The 18,786-nt window shown below is 47.7% G+C and carries 8 protein-coding genes; all 8 read right to left on the reverse strand.

The genetic code is table 11. From position 1 onward, the window contains the following. The 8 genes from QUD59_RS18690 to QUD59_RS18725 all read right to left on the reverse strand — a co-directional run bounded on the left by QUD59_RS18690 (position 1) and on the right by QUD59_RS18725 (position 18,778). Positions 1-432: a hypothetical protein gene (locus QUD59_RS18690; RefSeq protein WP_286241260.1), complete on the reverse strand. Its 432-nt coding sequence runs from the start codon at positions 430-432 to the stop codon at positions 1-3. Continuing rightward, positions 429-1,826 (reverse strand): secretion/conjugation apparatus DotM-related subunit, encoded by a 1,398-nt coding sequence (locus QUD59_RS18695; protein ID WP_286241261.1) that lies wholly within the window; start codon positions 1,824-1,826, stop codon positions 429-431. Before QUD59_RS18695 ends, QUD59_RS18690 begins: the two co-directional genes overlap by 4 nt. Next, positions 1,819-2,253, reverse strand: a complete 435-nt coding sequence (locus QUD59_RS18700; protein ID WP_286241262.1) for a lysozyme family protein — start codon at positions 2,251-2,253, stop codon at positions 1,819-1,821. Before QUD59_RS18700 ends, QUD59_RS18695 begins: the two co-directional genes overlap by 8 nt. Further along, positions 2,246-3,184 carry a hypothetical protein gene (locus QUD59_RS18705; protein ID WP_286241263.1) on the reverse strand — a complete coding sequence of 313 codons (939 nt, stop codon included), beginning with the start codon at positions 3,182-3,184 and terminating at the stop codon, positions 2,246-2,248. The genes QUD59_RS18700 and QUD59_RS18705 overlap by 8 nt, the downstream gene beginning before the upstream one ends. 2 nt (positions 3,185-3,186) lie before the next feature. Beyond that, the gene (locus tag QUD59_RS18710; protein WP_286241264.1) at positions 3,187-4,002 is read right to left on the reverse strand and encodes a hypothetical protein; all 816 of its coding nucleotides are present in this window, start codon (positions 4,000-4,002) and stop codon (positions 3,187-3,189) included. A 4-nt stretch (positions 4,003-4,006) separates the two neighbouring features. Further along, positions 4,007-4,561 (reverse strand): hypothetical protein, encoded by a 555-nt coding sequence (locus QUD59_RS18715; RefSeq protein WP_286241265.1) that lies wholly within the window; start codon positions 4,559-4,561, stop codon positions 4,007-4,009. A 264-nt stretch (positions 4,562-4,825) separates the two neighbouring features. Beyond that, positions 4,826-6,985, reverse strand: coding sequence for a DNA topoisomerase (locus QUD59_RS18720; RefSeq protein ID WP_286241266.1), 2,160 nt, complete (start codon positions 6,983-6,985; stop codon positions 4,826-4,828). Positions 6,986-6,988: 3 nt separating this feature from the next. Then, a complete protein-coding gene (locus tag QUD59_RS18725) occupies positions 6,989-18,778 on the reverse strand; it encodes a helicase-like domain-containing protein (RefSeq protein ID WP_286241267.1) in 11,790 nt (3,929 codons plus the stop codon). Between the last annotated feature and the right edge of the window lie 8 nt (positions 18,779-18,786).

An 18,786-nucleotide genomic window follows, 5' to 3' on the forward strand; every position in this document is an offset into this window, starting at 1 on the left:
TTACTGGTTACCGAAAGGGAAAAATGGTGCTTCAGCTCCATCAGACGAGGGGGCTGTCTGCTCTGGCAGTGTCAATGCTATTGGATCTTGTAGAGGCGCAATTGCCTCGGGAATCGAAGTGGTTTCACTGACCGGTTCCTGTAACGGTTGGTTGGAAAGCCCCAAGATTAACAGCGAGAATGTGACGATGAAGGTTCCCGCGACTGTTGCCGAGGCCCATATCAAATGTGCTGAGCGTTTAGGTTTGAGCGTTTTGTGATAAAGCTTGCATAGCCGGTTGTATTCTTTCTCAGTGCAACTGAATTCATCTTCACCGATCTTTAAAGAACCATCCCGAAATGAAAAACCCTGTGTCAGCGAGATTGTTGTCGTAGATGACCCAAACGTGATGTGCAGAAGGTCGCTTTCTTTCGTCATAATGATTTTAGTCATGGGGTTACACCTTCTGTTTTTGTTTCAGTTGTCTGAATATCGATTGGGTTGTTACTGAATTCAGCCAGATCCTTAGCATATTGTGTGTTGTACTCATCCAGCTGAAGCTGGTAATCGTTCGGAACAATGTCTTCATGTAACCAGCCCTCATTTTGGACGCTCAAAATTAACTGATAAGCCTGATCTTCAATGGTGGGCTGAACAATCGGGGCTCCCAATTTGATTTCTGCTAGATAGTGACACCTGATACCGGAGACTTCAGGGCGGGCCTGTTCTAACCCTACTTGATTGCATAGAAGGTAGAGTTGCCGATTAACGGGTTTTAAAAAAATGAAGTCCCGAGATTTCAGGTTGCGAAAGTGGGTATAGACAAACTGGAACATGGCGGTGAAAGCCGTGGACCAGTACGCATGGGTACGGCTTATGTGTACCAGTGCTAGTTTCACTTGGGAGTGATTTTTCACTTCCTCCCAGAGTTCATCGACCCCGGATAGATCGATCTGGTGTGGTATTGCCGGGCTGTCAGAGGTTGCTGCTTTGCCTTCAACAAAACTGTCCCCGAATTGGTCTAATAGTGCATTAATCTTTTTCCGAATATCGCGGGATTGTGTCCGGGTGGCTAAGAAAATAATAGCCATTGTTCTTTCAATCTTTGGGAGCTGGTGGATATCAATAAGCTGTTGCTCGTTGTACTGGCAGCGAGGGCCGAGCTGCTTAACGAGCATTTTTTCGACACCTTTTTTGTCAATGTCGAGTTTGCCGTGAAAGGAGTTCAACTCATTGAGCTGTTCATGTTCTGTCAGGTCATTAAATTGTTTGAGTTCAACCAATTCCCTATCAGGGTCATGAGTTGCTGTAACCAGCCCGTGGTGGATGAGTAACTGCAACGGATTTCGTTGCGTAGCCCAAGGACCAAAACGCTGATCCTGATCCAGCAGCTTAGCCTTAATAGCCGGTTTCATACGTGGATAGCGAGAGGCTTGTATTTCGGCCAGCTCATGGAGACCAATTTTCCTTTTAAAGGTCATCTTCTTAGAAAAGATGATGTTGGAGACCCCTCGCCAGATCAATAAGGGAACCAGGATAACGCTGATGGCCCGGAAAGCGATGCCCTGTAGAAACATAACTTCCCCAACAGTGACCGTTGAGAAATTCATGTTTTGTTCCAGGTAGCTTCTCATGTTCAGAATGAAATCGGCCATGCCGTCATTCATGATTACGGTGAAAGGGTGCAGTAGCGGTTTCACAAAGAGGGTGAACTGCACAGTGCCCCAAGCAATGTAAGGAGAAAACAAAAACCATGCAGCGGCCAGCATGGCTGAGATCATGGCAAAGAGGACTAGGAAGGTTGCTACTGCGCCGTCACCTTGGCGGTGATTTTCAGGATTAGCCACGTTTCAGATCCTCAATTTGTCGTTTCAGCTTTTCTCCATGTCGGATCAGGTGATAGCGGTAGGTCAATCTATATTTCGGTGTAAAGGAGTGGTAGCAGGCCACTTGACCAAACCAGTCATAGCCTTTTTTTTTGCAGATATTCAGTTTCTGGCGAAGAATAATCCCAGCGGCGAGCGCATTTCCCCAAGCGGTGTGGATGATCGCTTTTTCAGAAAGCCCATATGCGCGTAGTTCCGAATAATGTTGACGGTTAACCTGAAATGGCCCGCAGTCATTTGTAGCGTTACATTTCCCCAGCGTTCCCTTTTCTTGTTGCAGTACTAAATACAAACCGAGTACGGGGGTTTTAGTAATTTTGGCAACTGCTTCTATCATCTCGAAGGTTACCGTATTGACTGGTGCCTCAACCGGTGGGAGATCAATCACGGTCCAACCCCCATGCGTGTATCGACATGGCGACTAAAGCGGCTAAGCCGATTAGCACTCCAAACAGGTTAAATAGGGAAAGCAGACTTGATTCTTTAGTGCAAAGATTGACCCCGGTGAAAATTACAGTGGTGATGAGGACCACAGTTGGATGAGTAGCCTGATCACCTGCAACAGCCGGGTAGCGCGTAATCGAACGGCCAGTCAGTGTTCTGGTGATAATAGCTGTAATGCTATAGCCCTTGGTCGCTTGTTTTGTCGGGTTGTAACTGTTTTTAACCGATTGAATGACACCGATGGTTGTGAGCACAGTGAACAGCCCAGCAGCTGCACGTTCATAGCTTAGCCCTGGTGCAAGTTGCATGATGATGGCGCAGGCATTCATCAGGATAATTGTTGTTGCAATAGGGGTGTAAGTGGCACGGTACTGAGCCGTCAGCCCTGACGGCGCGGGTGTAATACGAGATATCAGCCGAAAATCGCGCAGGCTAAGGTAACCATTCATGAGAAAATAAATGATAGCCAGAAAGCCGATACTCATGCTGAAGATATTGATCGTCGGCATATCTTCAAGCGAAGTAGAGAGTACAGCAGCTATCGGGCCATAGGTGAAGAAGACTGTGATCAATGACAAAAAAACCGCGCCGAACCACACGATTGTCGAATAAAGCGAGTTGGCCTGCTTTATCTGGCGTTCAACAAGAGAGATATCAGAGACTTCAGCCATTGGTTGCTCTTTAGAAAGAGCAATGACGTTGGCTGCGCCAGTTTTTAAGACGGCATATCCTTGCTGTCCTGCCCGAACATGGGCAGCAATACCGCGCTTGATAAAGGTGAAACCGGAGACTTCAGAGCCCACCATTCGCGCAGATTTAAACCTTTTTTTCGGCTTTTCCTGTTCCGGAGCCTCTTCTTTGTGTTGGGTGCTCATAATTAACCTGGCTGCATGAAAGATGGCACCTTTGTAGATGGAGAATGCGCTGCAATCTCAGCTTCCCCCAGATTTGGCACCAGATTAGAAAGGGTTTCTTTGTTTCGGTGGTATATGCTCAGCAGGCCGTCGAGAGGCAGGCCTTGAGGGTTTTGAGTCACGACTTCTCGGGTCATAGCCGGCGCTATCCGGGCCGCTTCAATTTCGAGAGCACTGATCATTAATCGGGTGTGATTTCTTAAGAAATTAGTCATCAGAGTGCCTTTGTCGGCATAGAACTGATTTCCTAATGAATCACATAGCGTTCGAGCATCGTTGAAGACTGTTGTTAATAGTTCTTTTACGAATGCCTCTTGCGGTCGCAAGAAACTGAAGGATTGAGTGGCGCTTAGCAGCATGGTGGCGGAGTCAGAGAGTGCCAGTTTTACTTGCGCTGCTTGGGATTCGGGTGTTGCTCCGCTAGTTGCCTGGATTTTTAGCGTTTGGGTCATTTTGCAGACCGTAGGCAGCCAGTTGTCAGCCTGAATATTACCAGTGGATTTGATGTCCTCCAGACACAGAGGAAGTATCGCATTCCTGATACTCGCCCGTTGCCATTCTTGGCCGGGGATAGGGAGCTTGTTTGCACTTAGAACCGAGTTAATAAGACCGTCAATTTGCGAGACTAAATCCTGGATCTCCTGAGTCTGCAGTCCTTGTGACAGTCGAATACTAACAGCCGATATAAGCGGTGCATAAACCTTGACCATGTGCATGGTTGGTCGGAGGTTAAGGCTCCTGTCTTGGCTGTTGAACTCTTCTAAAAGTGACTTTTCCATTGTATCAGTGGGCTGCGTGACTAAAGCCTTCAGCAAGTTCTGTTAGCGTCATCATTCGAAGGTCATTGATATAGGCGTTGGTGGGGTCAGAAATACGTGACATTTGGATAAGACGTTTAACGGTATGGCTGATGACCAGTAGTGCCTCTTTCACTGACATATCGCTGTCTGGATTCACCGCTGCATATAAATGAGTACTACTGATTTCTAAATCCGTGGTCTCGTATTCACCTACCCGGAAGTAGAAGGCTTTTTCCGGCATGAGGACCATAGATGTCTGTGCGGCCCGATCTACAATGAAAGGCAGTAGCCCGGTTGGCATTGCTGCTTCATCGATCTCAAAAATGGTTTGCCCGAGTTGAACCCCTTCGATATCTGCATCCAGTGCTATTTCAAGAAAAGTACGTGCGGCTAATTCTACTTCTAGCCGGTGTTCCCGAGTGAGTGAACTACTGCACTTGCTACATTCCATGGACTGGTTACGTAGGTTATTCCGTAGTTCAGCCCCGCAATGGCAGGCATGAATGTATTGGGGAACCATTAAGTTGTTCATCATCATTTCAACAATCCAGTGTTTGAATATCTCAGAATACTATCATAAAACAGATTGGTATCAAGATTTGATTATTAATCAAAAAATCTCTAAGGGCCGGTAACATACCTTTTTTTAGTCATGTTTTGGAAGGTTTATGGCCATGATCTAAGTCTATGTAAATTAAGTATAATTTTAAGTATTTAGAAAAGTCTAATATAAAAGAGCGTTTGAATTTATGTTTTATATTACATGTCTGCTAGATAGATAAAATTTTAACTAATGTACTGGCTAGTTTCCTTTTTGTGAGTTTGAAACCGGATAGTGACCACCTTCACATACCAAGAACCGAGCGTCTTTGACCTTCCGCCTTTCCTGCAGAGAGAGTTTGTCGAGGTTGCGTAACCGGGTCTTGAACGGTGTGTTGCATTCAGGACAGAGGGTGCCGTCATTGGGAAGCGGATCCAGAGGCTTGCCTTGGTAGTCAGGCAAGTAGGTTTTACAGTCCGTATCAATACAGGCCCAATAAACTCGCTTCTCTTTTGTCTTTCTCGCCATCGGGTTTTGGCAAGTCGGGCAGGGATAAGACAGGGGATTCGGTTTAATGGTCCTTGTCTTCGCCAGCTGTACCTGGTTGTTAACCCAGCTTTGTATTTTTCGGAGGAATTCGTCCGGATCAGCACGCCCTTGTCGGATTGACTTAAAATTGATCTCCCAGAGAGCTGACAAGTCGGGTGTCGAAAGCTCGGGTGGCAAGAGGGCGCGAACTCGCTTACCCATTTGAGTAGGCTGAATGATCCCTTTAGCATCACGACTGAGGTATTTGCGCTTGGCTACCAGCAATTCGACTACATTTGGCCGGGTCGCAGCCGTACCCAGAGTAGCATTGGCACCAAGGCGCTTTCGTGTTTGTTCGCTTGCCAGATATTCACTGGCGTTTTCCATTATGCCGAGGATCTTAGCTTCGGTCATTCGTGCAGGTGCTCGCGTTTTTTTAGAGGACTTCTCTATGGAAACCAGTGTTAATTGACTCCCCTTTTCGAGCAGTGGGATAGGGGGGGCATCCGGGTCATCAGCAGCTTTTGGAATGACTTGCGTCCATCCTGGGGAGACTACTGTCATACCCTTTGCTGAAAAGGTGTGTGAGCCGATCGCTATTCGAAGCTGTAGAGTGCTGGTGGTGTAGCTTGGATAGAACTGAGCAATCATCTGCTTGGCTACTGTTCGATAGATGTCTTTGCTCTTTGAACCCATCGTTTCCCACTTAGGGCGAGAAAGGGTAGGGCTGTTCGCGGAGTGCTCTGCAATTTTGGAAGAATCGAATACTGCCGGCTTGACGCTCAAATCAGCTCCATCAACCAAGGGCGTAAATTCAGGGTCCAAATTCCTGAGCATTCGGAATAGCTCGTTGATCTTGTCGTATTGATCGTCTTCGTAGTAGGTATCGTCGGTACGTGTATAAGACAGCCAACCAGACTCATACATCTCTTGATACAGGGACATGACTTCCCCTGCCGTGATGTTGAAGTTTCTGCTTAGGCTCATACAGAGCGTAGTCAGGTTAAAAGGGGTAGGCGGCTTATAGCTTTGTTCTGATTGTGAGCAGCCGACCACTTCAGCAGGCTGACCGTTGCAGGCTTGAATGATCTGATTCAGGGCTCCGTCATCGATACAGTGTTTCCCGTCATGCAGTAGGTGTTCGGGGATATCAAGTTTGGCTTTTACACTCTCCCCGGTCTCGGTAGCCAGCAGTGCTTCCACTTCGTAGTAGGAGGAGCTTTTGAACTGGTCCACCATTGCATCATGATCAACACAAATTGCCAGGCAGGCGCTTTGTACCCGGCCAGCGCTAGCAATGAAGTCATAACCGGCTTTTCGTGCGATGTTTGTATAGGCTACCGTGAAATTGATACCGATCAGCCAATCACCTTTCATGCGTGCCAGCCCGGATAGCTTCAGTCCCTGGTACTTCATGTCGTTGTTTGGCTTCACAGTATCCAGTGCGCGAGTAATCTCCGTAAGGTTTGCCACAGAAGACCACAGGCGTAATGTATTTCCTTTCCAGCCTATCTGTTCAAGAAAGATTTCTGCGATGATCTGTCCTTCCTGCCCAGCATCCGTTGCAATTACCACCGTGTCAGCTTGGCTGATCGCAGATTTGGCCGCTTTACGGCATCCCTCTATGAAATCGCCTTCTATGGGTTTGAAGGTTAACTCATCAGGAATTAAGGGTAATGGCAGCCTGCCCCATGGCTGGTCCCATTCTTCTTTATAGTCCTTTGCATCAAGGAGGGTATAAGCATGTCCAGCTAACCAGCAAACAGACCAGTTCTGAGATTCTATCTTTCCGTTGCGTGCTTTAGGGACCGTAATACGGTCCCTTTTAGCAAGCGCAGCGGCTATCAGCTGGCCCATATTGGGTTTTTCAGCGAGATATACCGTGCGTCCCATAACTTAAACTCCTGGTCCATTTAGTGTTTTAGGAAGGCTGGGGTTATTTGCTGCTTGCTGATACATCTCGATCTCATCATCACTCAGCAACGAAAGCCGGGCGTTGAGTTCAGATAGGAGGTTTTCAAAATCATGAAGTATCCCTTCTGGAAGTTTTTGGTCCAGATCCTGTTCCATCTTCGAAACTTCGGTATTGATCTCTATCTGGCGGGCCAGAAGATCTTCCAGCTCTGCGGCATCGGCAAATGGTTTGTTGGCTCTCTCACGATAAGACTCAATATCGGCATCCAGTTTATTCAGAGTCTGCTGGTAATGAGCAATGAGGTGATCCATGTCCATCATCTTTTTGATGAGATTATTGACGAATCGCGCCGGATCTTTGGTTAGATTAACTTCAAGCTTAGTTGGGCCTTCCCAGACGAGAGTGAAGTGATCTTTTTCTACTCTAGATTTCAAAGGATATCCGGCAATTTCCGCGACCGTGTTACCACTCCCCAACTTGTGCTTCAGAGCATCATGAATCTGCACGCCGATCTCTTTTGGCTTGATGAAGGTTTTGCCATTGATGAAGAATGGAATAATGCCGGATTCGAGATTGTCTCTGCCGATGGCTGTGATCGATTTGGTGATGCCCTTCACGGCATCTTCATATGAGGGCTTACGCTGCTCCTCGATCCAGGCTGCTTCTCCTAAGAAGCGTCGACAATCAGAATCATGGGCATTACGCAGCAACAGTAACTGATCTACTTTGCTGTCCACTTCCACTTTATCTTTGATTAAAGAGTTACCTGTCGTGATTGCCATAATCTCAGACAGCGTTGGATCAATGTCCTCATCCAAGCGCCGGGCAGCTTTTTCAGGACTACTCATTGCCTGTGTGATGAACTTCAATTTGCGCACAGCTGTTTCCAGCATAAAGAGATCGAAGCTATCTTCGGTGGTGTAAAAATGAATGTTCACATCCTCAAATAGGTTGCCTTGTCTCTCAAAGCGCTTTCTGCGCTGCTTGAGGTCCGTTGGCCGCCATGGAATGTCGAGCATATGCAAGTCGGAACCCCGAGTTTGTACGTTGGTTCCTACACCCAATTTATCCGTACTTCCTAAAAGAATACGAATCTCGCCGGCACGTACCTTGGCAAATATGGCTTCTTTTTGTTCATCGTTTTTGGCTTCGTGTATGAAGGCAATTTCTTCCGCAGGGATACCCATAGCCACCCATTTTTGCTTCATATCGTCATACAGGTTGAAGCCTGGCTTTGGGGTGCCTCGGTCACAAAAGACAATCTGGGTACGACGGTCTTCAGCATGCTGAATGTATTTGTCATGCACATTTTTAACGCACATGTTGACCTTGCTGTTGGGGTCATCCGGCAGTAATTCGTGGATCAAACGCAAGTCGAGAGAGGCAGACCGGCCATCATTAGCAATACTAAGAATGTTATCTTCGGACGGTTCCACATCACCTTGACGGACGTTAATTGCCCGGTGCGTTAACCAGTCCATAAACAGGCGCATTTCTGAAGATTGCGGAGCCACATGCTTAATATCGGTGGCTTCTGGAGTTGGCAGGTTCAGATCTTCTGCCATCTTGATATCAGCAACCATCCGGAAAATACGAATGAGTTCTGGAACATTGTGGAATCGGCTAAGGCGAGACTTCATTTGATAGCCACCACCTTCAGGTTTTAACTCGATATGTTCAACCACTTCACAGAAGGTAGCCGCAAAGTTATCAAAGCTATCGAGACCGGTTTCACGCAGTAGGCTGGGCGCTACCAAACGAAGCATTACCCATGCTTCAGATACGGAATTGGTGATAGGTGTTCCCGAAGCGAGGTTAACCCCTTTTTCGTCCCCGCGCTTATATCGGATGAAGTCAGCCTTTATAACGGCATCCATTGCTCTGTTTGAGGTTTGGGAATTTACGCCCGCGACACTTTTTAGCGTGGAAGGGGGAGCGTAGTTCTTAAGGTAATGTCCCTCATCATAGAAAAGAGCATCAAACCCGCATTCCTCAAAGGAGATGTCATCCTGACGTTTCTCAAGCTCACCAGTACGTTTCTTTAAGGTGGATTCGAGACTTTTCTTGGCCTTCTCCAGTGCCTTGATCGTGATGCGATCAGAATGATCAGCGGCTTTGATAGCGGTTTCGTACTGATCGATTTCATCCATTATGAAGTGTTTAACGAAGTCGGCTGGTGGAGCCATCGCCGTAAACATACTATGAGTACAGATCACTAGATCCCAATCGTTTAACTGCACTTTGCTGGCAAACAAAGCACGGCCACCCGCTTCAAAGTCTTGCGGTGTGGCGGTTAGGATCTTGGCATTTGGGTAAAGGTCGCGGGCTTCATTCGTCGCTTGCTTCAGCATGTGGTTCGGGATAACCAAAAGCGGTTTAGACGCTTGGCCAAGACGTTTCATCTGCATGGCCGCGGCGATTTGCTCAATCGTTTTTCCTGCCCCGGCTTCATGCGCGATAAGAACACCCGTGTCGGAATGTAGAATGCGTTCGATGACAGCAGGTTGGTGCTCCCGTAGTTTGAGCTGTTTTCCATTAATGACACCCGACATACCCGGAAATGTCATATAGGAACCATCGTACTCAGCTTCTTTGTAGGCATTGAACTTTTTGTTGTATGCCTCGCTGACTAGATCACAACGCTCTGCATCTGCGAGGATAAATCTCCTGAATTCCTGCAGGATTTCTTTCTGCTTTGCTTTTGCCAGTGTGGTCAGCTCAGGATCCAGATTGCCGTCTTGGTCCCGAACATTAGCCACTTGCTGATTCAGGGTTTTAGTGATCAGTTGTTCAAATCTATAACCACCAGCTGCCAGCTCTACTTCATTCTTCTGATAGAAGGCATTTCGAGCGGCTTGGGTTAAGCGTAGATCCCATGTGTGTGTCTCTGGAACAAAGGTCAGTCTGACTCGATCATCGAAAATCGGACTACCTAATTGTTCGGCTATAAACGCTTGTACCAATTTGAAAGGTATCCAACTGGCACCCAAGCGCGTATTGATATCGCCAATTTCAATAGGTGCAGGCAACACGGCTTCGAGAGCATCGACGTTCCTCTGATATTCAGGCGTGTATTTAGCGGCTGTCTTAGCACTTTCTAGTTTTTGATAGATGTTCCCTGACAAGTAAAGGGCTTTGAGTTCGTAGAAATCGGTTGTTGGGTTCTTAAAGCAAATCTCGGTGAGCTGATCCTGAATATCATGGCTCTCAACTTCCAAGAGTTCAGCAACCGCTTCCTGCGATACAGTCCCCTCAGTATTCATCAGGTAGATAACCGCATCAGATACGGACTCGATAGATGCTGTTTTAGAGCTGAGTGCCTGGAAGCTGTTCGAGAAGATATCAGCTTTAAGGAAATCGTCAGAGTTGGGGTCTTTTGCTTCCAATGCCAAGACCAGATAGTGGTCTGGATCCAGTGCCAAAAGATTTTTATTTGTGCGAGCGTTTAAGTAGCCATACTGACGTTGGAATTCGTCATATGCCGTGTTCAGCGACTCTCTAATCTGATTGGCATCATCGGTTAAGCCTTCTTTTTCTGTATCGATCAGGCTCAAAGTTAAATCGCGGATACCAATAACAGCCGCGAGCTTTTGTGCACGTTTTCCAGATGAAGAGTGTGGCACCACACCCTCAGAGTTGACGATAAAGATCCCGTCATCAGTTGAGACATAGCTACCAATTTTGGCACCCGCAAACCGAGGATCATCCATAATACGAGCGGCGTCTTGTTTGCGATGACTGGTGTGCTGTGTGGCAGAAAAGATATCGGAGGGGATGTCATCCGCTAACACCTTCACCAACTGCTCAGAGGAGAGATCGCCGGTTACGGTTAAGGTGGTGCCAAACTTCCCGTGAGACCACTCAATATTGCCCAGCACATTGTCGGGATTATCCAGATAAAATTGGTTAATGTTACCTGCCCTAAACCCTGAATCTTCACCATGGTGTTCTACGTCGATCGGCGCAACCTCAAGCCAATTAAGGGGGCCTTGCTCTTGGTTTGGATGACGTTTCTGGAAAAAAAGAACATCGGTTACAACTGAAGCGCCTGTTTTCTTAAATGTAGAAGCGGGTAACCGGTAAGCGGTTACCAGGTCGGCTGAAGCTGCAATGCGATGGCGGGTGGCACTATTCGCTTTATCCAATGTTCCTGAAGAGGTCACAAACGCGACAATGCCACCGGGTTTTGCAAGCTCAATGGAGCGCATCAAGAAGTAATCATGGATAAGGTGTTGCCGGCCCTCTCGTTTGTCATAGACGGTGTATTCACCGTATGGCGGATTACCAATGATCAAATCCTGAGAGTGCTTAGGCAGTACTACATCTTCGAATCCTTCATTGATGATTTGGACTTCGGGATACACTGCTTGCGTCAGTTGCGCAGTGAAGGAGTCTTTTTCAATCCCGGTAAAGACTGCACCCGCCCTGATTTGTTCTGGGGCCAGCCCAATAAAGCGCCCGCTGCCGATTGATGGTTCAGTAATATGCAGCGGGTGATCGGCATTCGACACCCCCATTTTGGTCACGGCATTCCACATGAAATTGGTGATAGGGGTAGGGGTGTAGTATGCGTCAGTTACAGACGCTTTGAGCGACTGATGAAGTTCGCGGTTGTATTTGAAGAGGGATTTCAATTCACTCTGAAGTTCCCGGCCGGCCTCTGTGGTATAGGAACTGGATTTGAAAGCTTCGGTAATGGCTGAATGTGCAGCGCCATTCGTTGCAGCCATACTGAGGCGTTCTTGCTCGGTAGGCTGGTAGTCTTCTTCGAGAATCTTTCTCAGAATGGATATGGTCTGCGTAAAGTTGGCTCGAACAGTGTCCGGTTGAGCCCCTTCCATTCGCAACATTTCTTCCCGAGGGAAGAACGTAACTTCTCGCTGGAATTTTATAGAATCTGAGCGATCATCTTGTTCAGCATTTCCTTCTGGTACATCTGCAGGTCGGCCTGGTAGCTTGCCTGCACTGTGTAGTCCTGACTGTGCGGAGCTGGGTTTTTCTCCTGATACTCGTTCATCAGTAACTCCACTTTCTTCTGGATCATGACGCTGTTCGTTGTTAGAAACATTTCCAGCTGCTGCTTCCGCTGCAGGTTCATTATCTGTTCTTCTGACATCTGACTGCGAATCTGATGGGAGAGAGCTTCGGCTTGTGGGTTCATCGTTTGTTTCCTTGTCTAATGCATCGTCCAGATGTTTTTTCCAGACGTTTTGCAGATTCTGTAACATAGCACGGTCAGCAGTCGTTGCTGTACCGTTCTCTATTCTGAGGTCAATTTCTTGGGCACGGGAAAGTGCCTTACCAAAACCAAAGCGGTATCCCAGCAGCATGGTGTAATGAACCTGGCTGGGATCATCATCAGTGGCTTTGATCTGGTCTAGATGGGCTTTAAAGTCCTTCAGGGGCGCGGTTTCCCAATTTGTGCCTTCGTTTGGCGCAGTCTGGGGCTGTTCCGCCTGAATAATCTGATCGACGGGATCAATGTTTTCAGTGGTAGTTTCTGGTGTTAAGAGAGCGGAGCTTTCCGCTTTATTGTTGATAACCTGACCTTCACCAAATCCCTGAATCAGTAAATTATTAGACATCAGGTTGGCAAAAGATCGGTCATTACCTCTTAGCTCACCTCCACTGAGGGGATTGAATACTGCTGTTTCGCTCAACTCCAAAGTGCCGTTGCGCTTAACTTCGAACACCATTTCAGCATCCATATAGCGCTCCTCATCGCCGGTATAGTGGGTCAAGTAAAGAGACCGTTGCTCTCCGGAATGCAAAGATGGGTGGAGTTCGATCACCAGATCCATGAACGGGTCATTTTCAATCGTAAAGTGCCAATCGTCATCGTTTGAAAAATCGACAGAAGCGAGGTTGAGTTGGGCCAGTAGTTTTGCCACATTCTCTTCAGCCCGATTCGGTTGATCCTTAGGGCTTATGACAGCCGTTGTTTCAACAGCTGCTGGGTGTGGTTGAACCGGGTTCTCCATCGCAAACGCGACCGCATGTACATAAGCTTCCTGCGCTGGACGGTCCCCGGATTCAAATGCCACGCATTCCAGGCTTTCCGGATTGATTAACAGAGTCCCCCCACCTGAAGTCAGGCCGAGATTGTCTTTGGAAATATCAACACTATGCCAGCCCGTGTCGTTCCCCATATGGTCCACCAGCGGTTGGCTGATCTCTGCCAGGTCTGGGGAGGCCGTATTATTCTGGGCTTCCCATGGCAGCGCGTATGTGCGATCGCGTGTTACAGCAGAGCTGGTGGGCTCAGATTCCACAACGGGCTGGGATGCTTGCACTTCCTCTATTGAGGCCGTGATTTCTTCATCGGTGTCCTCTTCTGTAACCAGAGAAGTTTTATAAGCTTCAATCGCACGCTCGATTTCTAGAGCACGTAATTCGTGTTCTGCTTCTACGTGTAGGTAAAAGTTCGTATTAAAATAATCGGTTTGTCTATCGGAGTTGTCATAGTTATAAGCATTTGCCACCGCTTCAAGAGCGTGCTTCAGGGCGCGATAATCTGCAGTCCACATAGCAGGGGCATCCGCGTGATGGCCTTCACGATTTTCCAGATTCCACTGCGCATATTCATGGGTGATCATCGGAATGCTGTCTGGCAGTTCCTTGATTGAAATGTAAATAGAGCCATTAGATTTTCGAACACCCACCTTTACGCTGGCGGGAATCGCGCCGGTTTTCTGAAGCTCTTTAATATCACTGCGGATCCGTTTGTTGATTTCCGTAAGGCTATAGAGCTTTTCGCCATTTTCACCACTGAACAGTTTGGCCCCGTACCGAGGAAGATCAGCAGTCTGAACAACAGTTTCATAGGTCTTGAGGAAGTCTGATAACTGCGTTGCAAAGGCCTGCGCCGGGTTGTCAGATTCTTTGGAAATCTTGATGGTTTCAAAGGTGCTGTATTCGTTGTCGCGGTCGATTGGGTATACGGAAATACTGAGATGGTATTCGTCGCCTTCGAGCTTTGGAGGCGCTACGGAGGCTCTGCGGGGGCCAATAATGATTGATCCCACGGTCTCTGTTTCTGTGCCTGCCGCTTCAGTGAAACCCGGCAATAGCGCAACAACGGCCTGACCCAGCTTGAAGAGGTCTGATCCTCGGATCTCAGCTACTCTGTCTGCATGGATTTTGTCAGCGATGCGTTCAGATAAAACTTTAGCGCCTTCTCGGTCCATCCCGGTGAGTTGGCTAAGCTTTGCAAAGGTTTCGTCGTAGTCCGGGGTGTTTTTAAAGATATCGATCATCTCTGAGGTTATTTCCATTTCGGAAATCTCGTACCTCAATTCAGCCAACTCTTCTTGCAGAGCCTGTAAGCGCTCCCATTGGTAAGTGGACAAAGTATCTTCGTTGCCAACGGTCAACTGCTCTATCTCTGTTTCGATCTCAGTGCGACGAGCAAATCCCTCGAACTGTTCAAGCATAAAGGCTGCTACTGGATGAGCATGGATATTTTCTTCAACAGCCCGTTCGACCATGCGTATATTTCTTTCTTCTCCCAGGCGCTTGGCTATGAATAAGGCTTTTTGTAATGGTTTGTCGTTATCAATACCGTTAACGATGTCGATGAAGCCTTGATCAGACAACAGACTTTTAACCGTATCTGGATGCATGTTCCATGGTTCGGCATCGTGTTCTGTAGCATCGGCAATTCTGTCCGACATGTCTTGTGCGATCTGGTGCAGTATTCCCTGATCGAGAATGATGCCACCGGCTGCAGCTTTCGTGGACAGAGTAGCCCATGTGTTATCGAGAGCTTTTCTGGCGCGGGCTATTTCAAACTGGGAAGGAGAATCAGGGCTTTGTTCAGCCAGTTCTAGCATGGAAACGCTGCGGAGATATGAGCTGATATCGGAAAATTCAATGTCAGCATGTCTCAGCTTTTGCACCAGCTCCGGCATTTCTGTTTCAAGATCAAATTTATCACTCGCAAGCGTTCTGTCTTCTTTAAACAGGGGGACTACTTCACCGGTTTGTGTGGACGGAGAAAGAATCTCCGGCTCTGCGATGGCTGTTTCTTCAGGTTCGGCTTCCTGTTCTGGCTGGTGGATAGATTCGTACTCGGAATCTACGGTGATTTGATCGTTTTCCCACCACTCGCCCGCAAAATTGAAAGTCTGACCATCGATGTCCACTACCTGGCAGTCACTATGAACGACTGGTTTACCGTCCTCAAACTCAGCGATTTGCATTCGTCCATGGCGCTTCGTCAGGACCATATACGGAGTCCCGAGATTGTCACGGATGACAGCGGAGAAATTAATAGGTGTGTCTTGTGTGACCGGCTGTGTGCCTTTTGGTGCTGCAGGTAAGGTGGAGGCCACCTCAGGATTAGATGTGAAATTAAGCTTCAGCCATTCAGGCGCATAGTAAAGGTTGCCAGCATTAAAGCGATCCACCAGAGCGTTGAACTGCTCAATGGAATTGAAGTAGTTAACCAGTTCCGAATCTTTGATCTGTTCTCGACGCATCAAGTAAACGCCAGCAGGGTCAGGCGTTACAAAGTTTTTGATCCTTGGATAGATCAGCTCTTGGCCCTTCGGTGCTTCAACCAGACGTTCTGGTTTTACCGCGTGTGCCGGGACTTGTTCGCCGGGGTTGTACCATAGGCCGTCAGGCGTGTACTCGCCAAATTCACCGGCTATATGAGGAGGAATCAGGTCTGGGCTTTCTGGCTGCTGTTGCGGAACATCAACTGGCTCCTCAGAGATTGCAGAAGCCTCTACTTCAATCGGTTCCTCTGTTGTAACAGACTCCTCTGAACTAATTAGCTCCTGATTGGCGTTCGATTCCTCAGTAGCTTCAGGCTTAGGTACATTGACGCTGCGAATGAGATCAGCGCGATTCGTTTTGATATACAAATCAAGCAGGGATAGGGCTTGTGGGATCTGACCTTCATTGTTAAATATGACATCCCGCTCGGTTCCTTCAACGCGAGCTATCAACTGAGTTCCAGCAAATTCGCGGTGCAAGGTGTACCAGTGCAGAGTATACCCACGGCGGTGTGTAGCTTCTTCCAACTGATCAATGGATACAGCGGCTTCCTCGTTAACGTATTCAAGTGCCCAATGCGAGGATATGTTGGTAAGGGGGTCAGGTTCATTCTGCTCATCAACGATCGTAGGAGCATTTTCAGCAGCATTTTGCTGTTCAGCCTCGTTCTGAAGAATCGGGACAGGGGAACCCTGTAGTGCCTGGCGACGTTCTTTTATCGTATTGAAAAGGTCTGCTTTTTCCGATGGAGAGAGCATAACAGTTTCATTCTGGATACCTACTTCGATCTCAGATTTGATAGCCAGTATTTCTGATTCAGTTGGGGCAGAGGTCAGAGCCTGTTTTGTTTCGGCGTACCCTTCTAGTGCTGGTATCGAGGCGCTTTGCTCCTCAATAAAATTCACTAATAGTTCTGATTCACCGTCTTCAAGTCTGGTATCGATCTGTAGTTGTTCTATGTGCCCAGACATTCTTGCGGATCGTGGATTTTCAATGATCCACTGCTTATGAGTTGAGTAACTATCAGAGCGTTCGATTTCCTCTTGAACTTCAGTCACTGGTTCCGGCGCTGCAGTTACTTCCGCTGCAACCTGATTGAAGGTAGCGATCGCCTTATCTGCCAGCTCTTCAAAGGTTGTTGCTCTAGGAAATTTGACCTGATTTTCTGATGCCGCCAGTAGATCAACGCCTTTGAAAGCATATCGCTCACCGGATTCCATACTCAGGAATGCGGATGGTTGATCATGATGCAGGTTTATCCTAAATTCGGTTCTGACCTGACGGTGCAAAGGAGTGTCAGGGTTAGCACGGATGAAACATGATATCTGAGAAGAGCCCGCCGTGCGTACAAATCGGATATCGCGTTCAATATCAAAATCTTCGAAGCTATGGCCGGGCGGTATTTGCAGATTCTCAGCGAACTTTTGTGAAAGTGATTTTCCGACTTCTTTTACGGCATCTACGGCCAGATAGTCCATGCCTGTTATTGCTTTTGCTTTTGATGGTCGGCCTTCGATGTAGGTGACTGGTTCGGCATGGTCTTTGAAATAGACCGCATGAAACTTGCCGTCTTTTTCAGTACGGAAATCGTCATGTGAAAGGGCTGTCTCAGCCAGTCGTGCCCGAGCCTTAAACAAGGTGACGATAGTGTTAGCGCGTTCTTCTGCCGTAGGAACCTGTGGCAGGTTGTTGGCGGGCTGTTCTTCTGGAGCTGTCCACGTTTCTGCTTCTACTTTCGCTTTCGCCTGATTCAGCATGCCATCCAGAAAGGCTTCAGTTGTCTCGATTGCTTTCAGGGCACCCAGATCCCAGCGGGTATAGCGCTGTTCTTTAACCAAAGCATTAAATGCTTCTTCTTCAGTGTTATGGACCTGATGAGAGAAGAAACCACGGGTATCGAACAGGGTGTAACGGAATTTACCGACTTCTTCCAGATCTGGGGTTACAAATCCCCAGCTCTCTTTAGATTCGTGTTTTAGCTCCTTACCTAATACACTGCCCGGCATCTGGGCTTTTAGGTGTGTCAGTTGCTCCTCACCAGACACGAAACGCATGCGCTCTTCTGCCAGTGCTGCAAGCTCTGCAAATTCAGAATCAACGAGGAATCCAGCTGCATCATCGAACACAGAATTAAGGTCATCAATAAGATCTTCTCTGTTGTCTCGAACATACATATAAGATGCATATAAAGCGTGATCTCCGATTTCAGATGCCTGATCAAGTAACCGCTCAATATCTATCCCCCGAAGCTGCTCAATAGAATCAGCGACAATCCTGATATGCGCTTCTGGAGAGAACTCCAACGGTTCTTCAGAAGCCGGAGTTTCGTCATCCGTGATTCCTGATTCAACCGGTTCAGGGGCTTCAGCTGGTTCAGGAACTTCGACTGATGCCGGCTGCTCTATGTCTGAAACGTGTCCAGCCTCAATGGGCTCCAGAGCTTCGGCAGCTGCTTCCACCAGGCGATTCTGGTAAGCATTCCATTCAGTCTCGGTCATTACTTTTGTTAATGACTCTAAATCGATCCTGCGGAGAACTTCTTGAGGAGAAGGGCAGGCAAATTGAGTAAATGCCAGCACCCCGTTAGAGCGCTCTACTGCTGGAGCGTAGCTGTTATCGGTCAGCCGGATAAACATCTTGGTCTGGAATGAGAATGGTTGACCGATCTCTGCGTCCACTTCATTTCGTTCACGCAGATATAGGTTTTCTAATGTGCTATGAAAATCAGCATCGTGGAAGATAACGGAAACTTCACGGTTACGTTTGTTGATAGTAACGGTGACATTAGTGCCCTCAGTATATTTCGCCTCGAAGGTGTTTGCTGACCGGCGCATGCCGTTCTGCTCTAACCAATGCGCCAAGCTCTCGCCTGCAGGTGGAAGTTGACCTTCGTAGCGCTTTACATTGATACCTGGTGCATATTCTTCTGAAAAGGCGTTGCGGAACATGGTTGAGAGGAAGCTGTTTGGACTATTTTCTTCAGCTTCAACCACCTGTGAAATAGGGGTCGCAACATCTTCAAAATCCATCAAAGGGAAGGCTGCCCTAAGAGCAGCCAGATCAATATTTTCTACAGGGCAAACCCATACACCTTGTTGTGAGTATTTGAAGCCTGCGCTGTCTAGGGCAATATTCCTGAAAGGGTTTGTATTACCGGCGTTATAAAGAATGAAAACAGGCCTATCGTTGATCACTTGGACCTGCGAGATAAGCGTTTCACCGGTACGATCGTTATGGCGGTCAAAGCTGACCCAGCTAAGTAAATTCATTCCGATAC

The sequence above is a fragment of the Neptuniibacter halophilus genome, assembly GCF_030295765.1.
Lineage (GTDB): Bacteria > Pseudomonadota > Gammaproteobacteria > Pseudomonadales > Balneatricaceae > Neptuniibacter > Neptuniibacter halophilus.

Coding starts and splice junctions, on each gene's coding strand:
- QUD59_RS18690 (WP_286241260.1), bottom strand. CDS start 432: ATGACTAAAATCATTATGACGAAAGAAAGCGACCTTCTGCACATCACG.
- QUD59_RS18705 (WP_286241263.1), bottom strand. CDS start 3,184: ATGAGCACCCAACACAAAGAAGAGGCTCCGGAACAGGAAAAGCCGAAA.
- QUD59_RS18710 (WP_286241264.1), bottom strand. CDS start 4,002: ATGGAAAAGTCACTTTTAGAAGAGTTCAACAGCCAAGACAGGAGCCTT.
- QUD59_RS18715 (WP_286241265.1), bottom strand. CDS start 4,561: ATGATGATGAACAACTTAATGGTTCCCCAATACATTCATGCCTGCCAT.
- QUD59_RS18720 (WP_286241266.1), bottom strand. CDS start 6,985: ATGGGACGCACGGTATATCTCGCTGAAAAACCCAATATGGGCCAGCTG.
- QUD59_RS18725 (WP_286241267.1), bottom strand. CDS start 18,778: ATGAATTTACTTAGCTGGGTCAGCTTTGACCGCCATAACGATCGTACC.